Consider the following 12,612-nt stretch of genomic DNA (forward strand, 5'->3'; position numbering starts at 1 on the left):
CCAGCGGTCAGCCCTCGACGACCTGTCCGCCGGAGACGTGCAGCCGCCTCGTGGTGTGCACGGCGTCGAGCATCCGGCGGTCGTGCGTGACGAGCAGCAGCGTGCCCTCGTAACCGGCCAGCGCCTGCTCCAGCTGCTCGATCGCCGGGAGGTCGAGGTGGTTGGTCGGCTCGTCGAGCACCAGCACGTTCACGCCGCGCGCCTGCAGCAGCGCCAGCGCGGCCCGGGTCCGCTCCCCCGGTGACAGCGTCTCGGCCGGGCGCAGGACGTGCTCGGCGGTCAGCCCGAACTTGGCCAGCAGCGTGCGCACCTCCGACGTCGGCCAGTCGGGCACCTCGGCGCCGAACGCGTCGAGCAGCTGCTGCGCCCCGAAGAACAGCCCGCGGGCCTGGTCGATCTCCCCGATGCGCACCGCCGGCCCCAGCGACGCCGTCCCCGCGTCCAGCGGGACCCGGCCGAGCAGCGCCGCGAGCAGCGTGGACTTCCCCGACCCGTTGGCGCCGGTGATCGCCACCCGGTCGCCCCAGTCGACCTGCAGGTCCAGCGGGCCCAGCACGAAGTCCCCGCGTCGGACGACGGCGCCGCGCAGGGTGGCCACCACCGCTCCGGCCCGGGGCGCGGCGGCGATCTCCATCCGCAGCTCCCACTCCTTGCGGGGCTCCTCCACGACGTCGAGCCGCTCGATCATCCGCAGCGTCTGCTTGGCCTTGGCGGCCTGCTTCTCCGACGACGCCCGGTTGTGCGCCTTGATGTGCTTGTCGCCGTCCTTGGACTTCTTGATCGAGTCGCGGACGCCCTTGGCCATCCAGTTCTTCTGCATCCGGGCACGCGCCTCGAGGCCGGCCCTGGTGTCGGCGAACTCCTCGAACTCCTCGCGCGCGTGCCGCCGGGCGACCTCTCGCTCGGCCAGGTACGCCTCGTACCCGCCGTCGACGACGCGGACGAGCTGCTGGGCGAGGTCGAGCTCCACGACCCGGGTGACCGTCCGGGAGAGGAACTCGCGGTCGTGGCTGACCACGACGATGCCGGCGCGCGAGCCGGCCACGAAGCGCTCCAGCTGGTCGAGGCCGCCGAGGTCGAGGTCGTTGGTGGGCTCGTCGAGCAGCAGCAGGTCGTAGCGGGAGAGCAGCAGCGAGGCCAGCCCGACGCGGGCGGCCTGGCCACCGGAGAGCCCCGTCATCGCGGCGTCGAGGGCGACTCCGGGCGCCACGTCGGCGACGACCTCCGCCGCCCGCTCCTCGAGGTCGGCCCCACCGAGGGCGAGCCACCGCTCCAGGGCTTCGCCGTAGGCGTCGTCGGCGCCGTCCTCACCGGCGGTCAGCCGCTCGGTGGCGTCGTCGAGGGCCGCCTGTGCGGCCGCGACGCCGGTCCGGCGGGCGAGGGCGCCGAGCACGGTCTCCCCCGGGTGCCGCTCGTGCTCCTGCGGCAGGTAGCCCAGCGTCGCGGACGGCGGGCTGACCACGATGCTGCCGGCCTCGGCGGGGATCTCCCCCGCGAGCGTGCGCAGCAGCGTCGACTTGCCCGCTCCGTTCACCCCGACCAGGCCGACGACGTCGCCCGGGGCGACGACGAGGTCGAGGTCGGCGAACAGCACGCGGGCGCCGTGACCGGCGGCCAGGCCGCGCGCGACGAGGGTGGCACTCACGGGGTCCAGGGTGCCATCGCCCCCGGCGGGCCCGATCACTCCTGGTCGAACGAGTCCTCGTCGTAGCCGCTCTCGTCCGGGGCGTCGTCGGCCCGGCGGCGCCGCACCAGCCAGGGCTGGAGGTGGTCGTAGCCGCGGACCGAGACCCGGCGCAGCGGACGCACCCGGTACTCCTGCAGCTCGCGGATGCGGTGCGCCAGCTCCCGGTCGACCAGGAAGGTGCCGGGACGGGCGATCGAGGTGAGCCGGCTGGCCAGGTTCACCACCGGTGAGTAGATGTCGCCGAGCCGGGTGAGCACCGCGCCGAAAGCGGCCCCCACCCGCAGGAGGGGGCGCTCGGGCGAGGTCCAGGCGTCCGGCAGTGCCAGGCCGATGGCGGCGGCGTCGGCGGGGACGTCCGCGGTGAACAGCACGCCGTCCCCGACGGTCTTGACCACCCGGCCGTGGTGCCGGGCGATGACCTCGGCGGCGATGCTCTCGAAGTCCTCCACCATCGCGCCGAGCTCCCGGCCGCCCATCCCCCGGCTGCGCGAGGTGTACCCGACGAGGTCGGCGAAGCCGACGGTGAGCTCGCGGCGGTCGCCCTGCTCCACGGCGGTCACCAGCCGGCCGGCGTTGGCCGCCAGGTGCCGGCGCCACACGTAGTCCTGCACCTGGCGCAGCCGGGGCAGGAGCGCCCGCGCGGCCTCCACGGCGTCCTCCGGCGAGACCGCCCGCGGGCCCGGACCCGCGGCCCGGGCCAGGGAATCGGCCAGCATGTCGGTCTGCCAGTCGGCCAGCCGGGACAGCGACTGCCCCATCGCGCGGGCGATCGAGGCCTCCGTCGCGGGGTCGACGAAGCCGGAGTCGATCAGGGTGGAGAGCACGCCCAACGCCTCGACGTCGGCGTCGGTGAAGGCCGGGTCGTCGTCGGCGGCGTCGGGGAAGCCCAGCGCGCGCCAGAGCCGCTGGGTCCGTTCGGGCGGGATGCCGGAGAGCTCCGCCACCTGCAGCCGGGTGTACCGGCGCGGCCCGTCGAGCAGCAGCCGCTCCAGCGCGTCCCGGGCGGCGGAGCCCGGATCGGTCCCGGGGTCGTCCATGCGCGGGCGGCTCAGCCGGTGGTGTGGACGATGAGCACGTCGCACGTGGAGCGGCGGGTCGCGTCGGCCGGCACGGAGCCGAGCAGCCGTCCCTTGATCCCGTTCAGGCCGCGGTTGCCGACCACGAGCAGGTCGGCGTCCTCGCGGCGCACCACGTCGAGCAGCGCCTCCACGGGCGAGCCCTGGACGGCGACGGTGCGCACCTTCGCCGCTCCCGCCGCGCCGGCGCGCTCGGCGGCGGTGCGCACGGTGTCCTCGGCCGGGTGCGAGCCCACGACCTGGTAGGCCTCGTCGCGCAGCACGTCCTGCGCGCGGGAGAGCTCGCGGTCGTCGGCCTCGGTGGGCAGGTAGGCGCAGGCGATGACCAGGGTGGCCCCGGTGGCGCCGGCGATGGACCCGGCCCGGGCGACGGCCCGCAGGGACGACTCCGACCCGTCGGTGCCGACGACGACCGTGCGGTAGGCGTTCGCGCTCTGGCTCACGGGGCGAACTCTAGGGGAACGTTTGCCCGGGGACACCCGGAGATCCGGGCGACCGGGCCGCCCGGCGGGCCTCCGACCAGCACCGACGCGCGGGTCGTCCGTGCCGGGCTGCCCGTCGCCGGTGACGCGCCGACTCCGGAGAGGACTCCCGTCCGAAGGGGCCGGTGCGCTTGGATGACCGGGTAACGGGCCAGACGACGAGGAGAACGCCATTTCCAGCGCAACGACCGCGGCGCCCGCCCCCGTGCGGGTCGAGGTCCGCGGCCTGACCAAGTCCTTCGGGGCCGTCCGGGCGGTGAGCGACCTGAGCTTCACCGTCGAACCCGGGCAGGTCACCGGCTTCCTGGGCCCGAACGGCGCCGGCAAGACCACCAGCCTGCGCATGGTGCTCGGACTCATCCGACCCGACTCCGGCACGGCCACCTTCGACGGCGTGCCCTACACGGCCCTGCCCGATCCCTCGCGGACGGTCGGCGCGGTGCTGGAGACCGCCTTCCACCCGGCACGATCCGGACGCAACCACCTGCGGGTGTACTGCCGCGCGGCCGGACTGCCGCTCGAGCGCGCCGACGAGGTGCTCCGCCAGGTGGGACTGTCCGACGCCGGCGGCCGTCGGGCGGGCAGCTACTCCCTGGGCATGCGGCAGCGGCTGGCCCTCGCGGCGGCGCTGCTCGGCGACCCCGGCGTGCTCGTGCTCGACGAGCCGGCCAACGGGCTGGACCCCGAGGGCATCCAGTGGCTGCGCGGCTTCCTCCGGCACCTGGCGCACGACCAGGGCCGCACCGTGCTCGTGTCCAGCCACCTGCTGTCGGAGGTCGAGCAGACCGTCGACCGCGTCGTCATCGTGGGCGCCGGCCGGCTGGTCCGGGAGGGCTCGATGGCCGACCTGCGCGCCGGCGCCGCGAGCGGCGGCACGGTGCTCGTCCGCAGCCCGGAGGCACCCCGGTTGGCCGACGCGCTGCGCGCCGACGGCGCCCAGGTGGCGGCGGACGGCGACGGTGCCCTCACGGTCAGCGGCCGCACAGCGGCCGAGATCGGCTCCCGGGCCTTCGCCGCGGGTGTGGAGCTGCACGAGCTGCGGCCGCACACCAGCGGGCTCGAGGAGATCTACTTCCAGCTCACCGCCGGCCAGGAGCAGTTCGCCGCTCCGACGCCCGGCGCTCCGGTCGCCCAGGGAGCAACCCGATGATCCGCCTCGTCCGCGCCGAGTGGACCAAGCTCTTCACGACCAAGGTGTGGCTCGGCCTGCTCCTGGGGTCGGTCGTGATGGTGGCCGCGTTCGCGGTCTTCTTCACCGCCTTCGCCGGCGAGGACGAGTCCGGGCTGCCGGCGGTCGGGACGCCGCTCTACGAGGACCTGATCCTCTCCACCGCGGCCAACGCCAACATCCTGTTCCTCATCCTCGGCATCATCGGGATGACGCAGGAGTACCGGCACCGGACGGCGACGCCGACCTTCCTGACCTCGCCGCGCCGCGGCCAGGTGGTCATCGCCAAGCTCATCGCCTACGCGCTGGCCGCCGCGGCGTTCGCGCTGGTCGTCGTGATCGTGAACTACGTCGTCGTGGTCATCCACGCCGGCGCCCGCGGGGCGGCCCCCTCGCTCGACGGCGACAACCTCGCCACCCTCGCCGCCTCCCTGGTGGCGCTGGTGATCTACGCGGTGATCGGCGTGGGACTGGGCGCACTGCTGCGCAACCAGGTCGGCGCGATCGTCGGCGGGCTGGTCTACCTGTTCGTCATCGAGCCGATCATCCGGTCGGTGCCGGCGACCGCCGGCGCCTACAAGTGGATGCCCGGCGGCGGTCTGGAGGCCCTCACCGCGACCTTCGAGGGCCCCGACCTCCTGGAGGCCTGGCAGGGCGGTCTGGTCCTGCTCGGCTACGGCCTGCTCGCCGCGCTCCTCGGCACCCTGCTGGCGGTCCGGCGCGACGTCGTCTGAGCGGGGCGACACGCCCGGGGGCGGCTGGGTGCCGCTCCCGGGCGGGCGCCGCCCCGGCCCCGGCAGGAGCCCTGCCACGCCCCGTCGCCACGCCCGGTCGCCCCACCCGGACGGGCGTAGACTCCACCTTCGACCAACGCAGCCCCGAAGACGCAGCCCAGAGACGAAGAAGGCACTCGACCCCGTGTCAAGCGAGAACGCATCCCGGACCTCCGCCCACTCCCCGGTGACGGGCTTCGGCACCAACGAGTGGCTGGTCGAGGAGATGTACCAGCAGTACCAGTCGGACCCCTCCACGGTGGACCAGGCCTGGCACGAGTTCTTCGCCGACTACCGGCCCGGCAGCCCGGTCGACGGCGGCGTCCGCGAGAACGCGCCGGCGCCCGCCGCGGCCGCGCCCGCACCGGCCGCGAAGCCCGCGCCGCAGGCACCCGCCCCGAAGGCCCCCGCCCAGGAGCCCCCCGCACCGCGGATCGAGCCGAAGACCGAGGCGACCGTCGTCGCCCGGGCCGCGGACCGCGCCGACCAGCAGAAGCCCGCCGCCCCGGCGCCGAAGCCGGCCACCCCCGCACCCGCCACGGGCTCGACGCAGTCGCCGCTGCGCGGTGCGGCCGCCGCCGTCGTCAAGAACATGAACGCCTCGCTCACCGTGCCGACGGCGACGAGCGTCCGCGCGGTGCCCGCGAAGCTGCTGGCCGACAACCGCATCGTCATCAACAACCACCTCAAGCGGGCCCGCGGCGGGAAGATCTCCTTCACCCACCTGATCGGCTACGCCCTCGTCCGTGCGCTGGACGCGTTCCCGAACATGAACAGCGCGTTCGCCGAGGTCGACGGCAAGCCGGTGCACGTGCAGCCGGAGCACGTGAACTTCGGTCTGGCCATCGACCTGCCCAAGCCCGACGGCTCGCGGTCGCTCGTGGTCGCCTCGATCAAGGCCGCCGAGCAGATGGACTTCGCCCAGTTCTGGGCCGCCTACGAGGACATCATCCGCCGGGCGCGGAACAACAAGCTGACGATGGAGGACTTCTCCGGCACCACGATCAGCCTGACCAACCCGGGCACGATCGGCACCAACCACTCGGTGCCGCGGCTCACCGCGGGTCAGGGCGCGATCATCGGCGTCGGGGCCATGGAGTACCCGGCCGAGTTCCAGGGGATGAGCCCCGAGGCGCTCACCGAGATGGGCATCTCCAAGATCATCACGCTCACCTCGACCTACGACCACCGCGTCATCCAGGGCGCGGAGTCCGGCGACTTCCTGCGCACGCTGCACGGCCTGCTGCTGGGTGAGGACGGCTTCTACGACGAGGTCTTCCGCTCGCTGCGCATCCCGTACGAGCCGGTGCGCTGGATGCCCGACGTCCGGGTCAGCACCGAGGGCCAGATCGACAAGGAAGCCCGCGTCATCGAGGTCATCGAGGCCTACCGGCGCAACGGCCACCTCATGGCCGACACCGACCCGCTCGAGTTCAAGGTCCGCACCCACCCCGACCTCGACATCCGCGAGCACGGGCTGACCCTCTGGGACCTCGACCGCAAGTTCCCGGTCGGCGGCTTCGCCGGCGAGCGGATGATGGCGCTGCGCGACATCCTCGGCGTGCTGCGCAACTCGTACTGCCGCACCGTCGGCGTCGAGTACATGCACATCACCGACCCCGAGGAGCGCGAGTGGCTCCAGAAGCGGGTCGAGGTCGCGCACGAGCAGCCCGACCGCGAGAAGCAGAAGCACGTACTGGGCCGGCTCAACGCCGCCGAGGCGTTCGAGACCTTCCTGCAGACGAAGTACGTCGGCCAGAAGCGGTTCTCCCTCGAGGGCGGCGAGTCGCTGATCCCGGTCCTCGACGAGGTCCTGATCGCCGGCACCGACCACGGCCTCGACGAGGTCGCCATCGGCATGCCGCACCGCGGCCGGCTGAACGTGCTGGCCAACGTGCTCGGCAAGAGCTACGCGAAGATCTTCGGCGAGTTCGAGGGCAACATCGACCCGGGCACCGTCCAGGGCTCCGGCGACGTGAAGTACCACCTCGGTGCCGAGGGCACCTTCAAGAACCCGTTCAAGGACGGCGCGGAGATCTCGGTCTCCCTGGCCAGCAACCCGAGCCACCTCGAGACGGTCAACCCGGTGCTCGAGGGGGTCGTGCGCGCCAAGCAGGACATGATCGACAAGGGCGACCACGGCTTCACCGTGCTGCCGGTCCTGCTGCACGGTGACTCGGCCTTCGCCGGCCAGGGCGTGGTCCAGGAGACGCTGAACCTCTCCCAGCTGCGCGGCTACCGAACCGGCGGCACCGTGCACGTCGTCGTCAACAACCAGGTCGGCTTCACCACGAGCCCGGCCGCCGCGCGGTCGAGCCTCTACTCGACCGACGTGGCCCGGATGGTCAACGCGCCGATCTTCCACGTGAACGGCGACGACCCCGAGGCCTGCGTCCGCGTGGCCCGGCTGGCGGTCGAGTACCGGCAGGCGTTCCGCAAGGACGTCGTCATCGACCTGGTCTGCTACCGCCGTCGCGGCCACAACGAGGGCGACGACCCGTCGATGACCCAGCCGCTGATGTACGACATCATCGACCGCAAGCGCTCGGTGCGGAAGCTCTACACCGAGGCGCTGGTCGGCCGCGGGGACATCACCCTCGAGGACGCCGAGGAGGCCCTCAAGGACTACCGCGGGCAGCTCGAGCGGGCCTTCGCCGAGACCCACGACGCCAAGGACTCCTCCGGCCCCGAGCCGGTCATGGACCCGCGGACCGCGCAGGAGTCGCAGGTCGCGACGGCGATCACGCCCGAGGTGCTCAAGACCATCGGCGACGCGCACGTGTCCTTCCCGCCGGACTTCACCCCGCACCCGAAGCTCAAGAAGATGCTCGAGCGGCGGGCGGCGATGGTGACCGAGGGCGGCGTCGACTGGGCCATGGGCGAGCTGCTGGCCTTCGGGTCGCTGCTCATGCAGGGCGTCCCCGTCCGGCTGGCCGGCCAGGACTCCCGCCGCGGCACCTTCGTGCAGCGCCACTCTGTCCTCATCGACCGCGAGACCGGCGCGGAGTACACGCCGCTGGCCAACCTCACCGACGACCAGGCGAAGTTCTTCGTCTACGACTCCCTGCTCAGCGAGTACGCCGCGCTGGGCTTCGAGTACGGCTACTCGGTGGCCAACCCCAAGGCCCTGGTGCTGTGGGAGGCGCAGTTCGGTGACTTCGTCGACGGCGCGCAGATGGTCATCGACGAGTTCATCAGCTCCGGCGAGGCCAAGTGGGGCCAGCGCTCCGGCGTCGTCATGCTGCTGCCGCACGGCCTCGAGGGCCAGGGCCCCGACCACTCCAGCGGCCGCATCGAGCGGTTCCTCCAGCTGTCGGCGGAGAACAACATGACCGTCGCCAACTGCACCACCCCGGGCAACTACTTCCACCTGCTCCGCCGCCAGGCGCTCGCGGACGTGCACCGGCCGCTGGTCGTGTTCACCCCGAAGTCGCTGCTGCGGGCCAAGGTGGCGGTCAGCCCGGTCTCGGACTTCACCGACGAGGTGTTCCGCCCCGTCCTGCCCGACCCGGGCGTCAACGGGAAGCCGCTGGACGGCTCGGCCGTGCGCCGCGTGCTGCTGTGCAGCGGCAAGGTGGCCTACGACCTGATGGCCCAGCGCGAGTCGGAGGGCACCTCCGACGTCGCCGTCGTGCGGGTCGAGCAGCTCTACCCGCTGCCCGCCCAGCAGATCGTCGAGACGCTCGAGCAGTACCCGGACGCCACCGACGTGGTGTGGGTGCAGGAGGAGGCGGCGAACATGGGCGCCTGGCAGTTCATGGCCGTCAACCTCCCCGAGCACCTGCCCTCTGGCCGGACGCTGCGGCGGGTCAGCCGGCGGGCGTCGGCCAGCCCGGCCGTCGGCTCGGCCAAGGTCCACGACGTCGAGCAGCGCCAGCTCGTCGCCGAGGCCTTCGCGGACTGACCGGATCGCGGGACGGCACCGTGTACTTCACCGACCGGGGGCTGGAGGAGCTGGCGGCACGGCGGGGCGAGGAGCAGGTGACCCTCGCCTGGCTGGCCGACCAGCTCCAGGCCTTCGTGGACCAGAACCCCGACTTCGAGGTGCCGGTCGAGCGGTTGGCCACCTGGCTGGCCCGTGGCGGCACCGACGACGTCGAGGACGACTGAACCGGAGCGCCTCCGCCGCGGACCGCTGACCAGGGCGCACGCTGGGTGCATGCTCGGTCACTCGCATGCGCTCTCCGGTCTGGCGGCGGGGGCGGCGACCCTGCCATGGGCCCCGCTCCACGGCACCGTCGCGCAGATGTCGTGGATCGCGGCCGCCGGCGGCTTCGCCATGCTGCCCGACCTCGACCACCGCGGATCGACGGTCTCGGACATGTGGGGGCCGGTGACCGACGTCCCGTCCGGGCTCGTCGGCAAGCTCACCGGTGGCCACCGCTGGGGCACCCACGACGCCGTCCTCGCGCCGCTGGCGCTCGGTGGGCTGGCCATCCTGGCGGCGGACACCTACTGGTCGAGCCTGCTGCTCATGGCGCTGGCCATCGGGCTGGCGCTGCACGCGCTGCACTTCGTCATCCCGGGCACCACCGAGACGACCATCGTCGGGAACATCGCGCTGTCGTGGGCGGGTGCCTGGTGGCTGCTGGACCACAGTCCGCAACCGACCTGGCTGCCCTGGGCGGTGGCGCTCGGGGTGCTCACCCACATCGCCGGTGACGCCCTCACCACGGCCGGGATCCCGCTGCCCGTGCTCTGGCTGCTCCGGCGGACCCGGCTCGCCTTCTCCCCCATGCGCACCGGCACGGTGATCGAGAAGGCGGTCCTGGTGCCGCTGTTCATGGTCGCGACCGTCGGCTTCATCTGGGTCAACACCGACATCCGGGACGCCTTCGACCCGATCGTCGACCGGTTCGTCAGTGCCGGCTGACTCCGGACGTCCAGGAGCAACGCGATGGACCTGCTGATCGGGACGGGCGGCGGCGGCTCGGTCTGAACGCCGCGGACCGACGGCGGCTAGCGTCGGACCGGTGACCGCCGGGGCGCGACCGCGACTCGTGCTGCTCAACGGTCCCCCGGGGATCGGCAAGACGACCCTGGCCCGGCGGTACGTGCGCGATCCTCCGCTGGCGCTGGCACTCGACATCGACACGCTGCGCCGGGGCCTGGGCCAGTGGGAGACGAATCTGGAGTCCGCGGGACAGCTGGCCCGCAGGATGGCTCTCGCCATGATCGGGACGCACCTCGCGGCCGGGCACGACGTGATCGTCCCGCAGTACGTGGCTCGGGCCGACTTCCTCGACGCCCTCGCCGCGGCGGCAGAGGCAGCGGGCGGGCGCTTCCTCGAGGTGTACCTGACCGACGATCGGGCCGCCGCCCTGGAGCGCTTCGAGGCTCGGGCACGTGACGAGGCGGCCGTGGAGCACCACGCCGAGACAGTCCGCGACATCGGCGGACCCGCGGGCCTGGCCGCGATGGTGGACCGCATCGAGGCCGTGCGCGCCCAGCGGCCGCGGGCGATCTCGGTGCCCACCCGGGCCGGCGAGATCGAGGACTCCTACCGGGCCCTGGTCGCGGCCCTCGAGTCGGCGTCCTGAGCCGGACGGCACCCGGCCGGCGTCGGCGTCCCCTCAGACGGTGACGTGCTGCTCCCGGGCGCAGGCGGCGACCGCGTCGGCGACGGCCGCGGCCACCCGGCGGTCCAGCGGGCTGGGCACGATGTAGTCCGGCCGCAGGTCGTCCCCGACGACGCCCGCGATCGCCTCGGCGGCGGCCAGCTTCATCTCCTCGGTGATGCTCGTGGCACCGGCGTCGATGGCGCCCCGGAACACCCCCGGGAAGGCGAGCACGTTGTTGATCTGGTTGGGCAGGTCGCTGCGCCCGGTGGCGACGACGGCGGCGTGGCGGGCCGCCATCTGCGGGTCCACCTCGGGGATCGGGTTGGCCAGCGAGAAGACGATGGAGTCCTCGGCCATGGCGGCGATGGCCGACTCCGGCACGGTTCCGCCCGACAGCCCGAGGTAGACGTCGGCTCCGGCGAGCGCGTCGGCCATCGTCCCGGCGTGACCGGCGCGGTTGGTGTTGTCGACCAGCCACTGCTTGCTCGCCGTCAGGTCGCCGCGGCCGGCGTGCAGGAGACCCCGCGAGTCCGCCACCGCCAGCTCCCCCACGCCCGCCTCGAGCAGGATCTTCGTGCAGGCCACCCCGGCCGCCCCGGCACCGGAGACGACCACGCGGAGGTCACCGAGCGTCCGGCCGGTCACCCGCGCCGCGTTGCGCAGCGCGGCGAGCACGACGATCGCCGTCCCGTGCTGGTCGTCGTGCATGACCGGGATGGACAGCCGCTCGCGCAGCCGGTCCTCGATCTCGAAGCAGCGCGGGGCGCTGATGTCCTCCAGGTTGATGCCGCCGAACGACGGCGCGATCGCCGCGACGGTGTCCACGATCTCGTCGACGTCGGTCGTCGCCAGCACGATGGGCACCGCGTCGAGACCGGCGAAGTCGGAGAACAGGCAGGCCTTGCCCTCCATGACCGGCAGGGCTGCGGCCGGCCCGATGTCGCCCAGGCCGAGCACGGCGGTGCCGTCGGAGACGACGGCGACCACCCGCGGGGCCCAGGTGAACCGGCGCGCCAGCGCCGGCTGGGCCGCGATGGCGCTGCTGACCCGCGCGACGCCCGGCGTGTAGGTCAGGGAGAGGTCTGCGATCGACTCGATCGTCCGGGTCGGGACCACCCTGAGCTTGCCGCCCTCGTGCACCGCGAACGCCGGGTCGTCGGCGAAGCGGTCGGTCTGGTCGTCGTTCCCCGCACGCCGAAAGCCGCTCATGGATGCAGGAGCGTAACCGGGGTGGCGGGGGCTGCTGCCGCTACCGTGCCCCCGTGGAGATCCGCGAACTGGCCGTGCCCGACAGCTACGCCTTCGACCTGGTACCGCACGGCGACACGCGTGGCCGTTTCACCGAGTGGTACCGAGCAGACCTGCTGTCCCAGGCAGTGGGACACAGCCTTCCCCTCGCCCAGGCCAACCACAGCGTCTCGGCCCGCGGTGTGCTGCGCGGCATCCACTTCGCCCTGGTCCCGCCCGGTCAGGCCAAGTACGTCTACTGCCCCGCCGGGCGGGTGCTCGACGTCGTCATCGACGTGCGGGTCGGGTCGCCCACCTTCGGCGTGCACGACTCCGTCGTCCTCGACAGCGAGCAGCCGCGGGCCGTGTACCTCGCCGAGGGTCTGGGCCACGGCTTCGTGTCGCTGGCCGACGGCAGCTCCCTGACCTACCTCGTCTCCAGCGGCTACGACCCGGCGCGCGAGTTCGGTGTCCACCCGCTCGACCCGGCGCTGGACCTGCCCTGGCCGGCCGACCTGGAGTTCGAGCTGTCAGCGAAGGACCAGGCGGCCCCCACGCTCGCCGAGGCGCAGGCGCAGGGCCTGCTGCCGACCTACGCCGAGAGCACCGCCCGGTACTCCGAGCTGCGCGGCCGCTGA

11 protein-coding genes are annotated in these 12,612 nt (G+C 73.2%); 7 read left to right on the top strand and 4 right to left on the bottom strand.

Annotated elements, in window-relative coordinates; genetic code table 11:
- Positions 1-7: 7 nt before the first annotated feature.
- Genes BLS70_RS07750 through BLS70_RS07760 form a run of 3 tightly spaced genes read right to left on the bottom strand, consistent with a single transcriptional unit; the run spans position 8 to position 3,206 of the window.
- On the bottom strand, positions 8-1,645 hold the full coding sequence (locus BLS70_RS07750; RefSeq protein WP_091765992.1) for an ABC-F family ATP-binding cassette domain-containing protein: 1,638 nt from the start codon (positions 1,643-1,645) through the stop codon (positions 8-10).
- A 35-nt stretch (positions 1,646-1,680) separates the two neighbouring features.
- Positions 1,681-2,724 carry an adenylate/guanylate cyclase domain-containing protein gene (locus tag BLS70_RS07755; protein WP_091765443.1) on the bottom strand — a complete coding sequence of 348 codons (1,044 nt, stop codon included), beginning with the start codon at positions 2,722-2,724 and terminating at the stop codon, positions 1,681-1,683.
- Between the two features lie 11 nt (positions 2,725-2,735).
- Complete coding sequence (locus tag BLS70_RS07760) at positions 2,736-3,206, bottom strand: universal stress protein (protein ID WP_091765446.1); 471 nt, start codon at positions 3,204-3,206, stop codon at positions 2,736-2,738.
- A 244-nt stretch (positions 3,207-3,450) separates the two neighbouring features.
- On the opposite strand from BLS70_RS07760, the gene BLS70_RS07765 reads away from it, so the two are divergent.
- The 6 genes from BLS70_RS07765 (at position 3,451) to BLS70_RS07790 (ending at position 10,726) form a co-directional block, all read left to right on the top strand.
- Entirely contained in the window at positions 3,451-4,395 is a 945-nt protein-coding gene (locus BLS70_RS07765; protein WP_091765449.1) for an ATP-binding cassette domain-containing protein, read from the top strand.
- On the top strand, positions 4,392-5,147 hold the full coding sequence (locus BLS70_RS07770; RefSeq protein ID WP_091765452.1) for an ABC transporter permease: 756 nt from the start codon (positions 4,392-4,394) through the stop codon (positions 5,145-5,147). Before BLS70_RS07765 ends, BLS70_RS07770 begins: the two co-directional genes overlap by 4 nt.
- A 184-nt stretch (positions 5,148-5,331) precedes the next feature.
- The gene (locus tag BLS70_RS07775; RefSeq protein WP_091765455.1) at positions 5,332-9,090 is read left to right on the top strand and encodes a multifunctional oxoglutarate decarboxylase/oxoglutarate dehydrogenase thiamine pyrophosphate-binding subunit/dihydrolipoyllysine-residue succinyltransferase subunit; all 3,759 of its coding nucleotides are present in this window, start codon (positions 5,332-5,334) and stop codon (positions 9,088-9,090) included.
- Positions 9,091-9,110: 20 nt separating this feature from the next.
- Positions 9,111-9,296, top strand: coding sequence for a DUF6104 family protein (locus tag BLS70_RS07780; RefSeq protein WP_091765458.1), 186 nt, complete (start codon positions 9,111-9,113; stop codon positions 9,294-9,296).
- Positions 9,297-9,345: 49 nt separating this feature from the next.
- A complete protein-coding gene (locus BLS70_RS07785; protein ID WP_091765461.1) occupies positions 9,346-10,059 on the top strand; it encodes a metal-dependent hydrolase in 714 nt (237 codons plus the stop codon).
- 100 nt (positions 10,060-10,159) lie between these two features.
- The gene (locus BLS70_RS07790) at positions 10,160-10,726 is read left to right on the top strand and encodes an AAA family ATPase (protein ID WP_091765464.1); all 567 of its coding nucleotides are present in this window, start codon (positions 10,160-10,162) and stop codon (positions 10,724-10,726) included.
- 33 nt (positions 10,727-10,759) lie between these two features.
- On the opposite strand, the gene BLS70_RS07795 is transcribed toward BLS70_RS07790, so the two are convergent.
- The gene (locus BLS70_RS07795) at positions 10,760-11,956 is read right to left on the bottom strand and encodes an NAD(P)-dependent malic enzyme (protein WP_091765467.1); all 1,197 of its coding nucleotides are present in this window, start codon (positions 11,954-11,956) and stop codon (positions 10,760-10,762) included.
- 53 nt (positions 11,957-12,009) lie between these two features.
- Here BLS70_RS07795 and BLS70_RS07800 point away from each other — a divergent pair, with 53 nt between their 5' ends.
- On the top strand, positions 12,010-12,612 hold the full coding sequence (locus tag BLS70_RS07800; protein ID WP_091765473.1) for a dTDP-4-dehydrorhamnose 3,5-epimerase family protein: 603 nt from the start codon (positions 12,010-12,012) through the stop codon (positions 12,610-12,612).

This window comes from Blastococcus aurantiacus (assembly GCF_900102425.1).
Classification (GTDB): domain Bacteria; phylum Actinomycetota; class Actinomycetes; order Mycobacteriales; family Geodermatophilaceae; genus Blastococcus; species Blastococcus aurantiacus.

Excerpts from the sequence above, each read along its gene's own strand:
- BLS70_RS07770 (WP_091765452.1), top strand. The coding sequence starts at position 4,392 with ATGATCCGCCTCGTCCGCGCCGAGTGGACCAAGCTCTTCACGACCAAG.
- BLS70_RS07795 (WP_091765467.1), bottom strand. The coding sequence starts at position 11,956 with ATGAGCGGCTTTCGGCGTGCGGGGAACGACGACCAGACCGACCGCTTC.
- BLS70_RS07785 (WP_091765461.1), top strand. The coding sequence starts at position 9,346 with ATGCTCGGTCACTCGCATGCGCTCTCCGGTCTGGCGGCGGGGGCGGCG.
- BLS70_RS07755 (WP_091765443.1), bottom strand. The coding sequence starts at position 2,724 with ATGGACGACCCCGGGACCGATCCGGGCTCCGCCGCCCGGGACGCGCTG.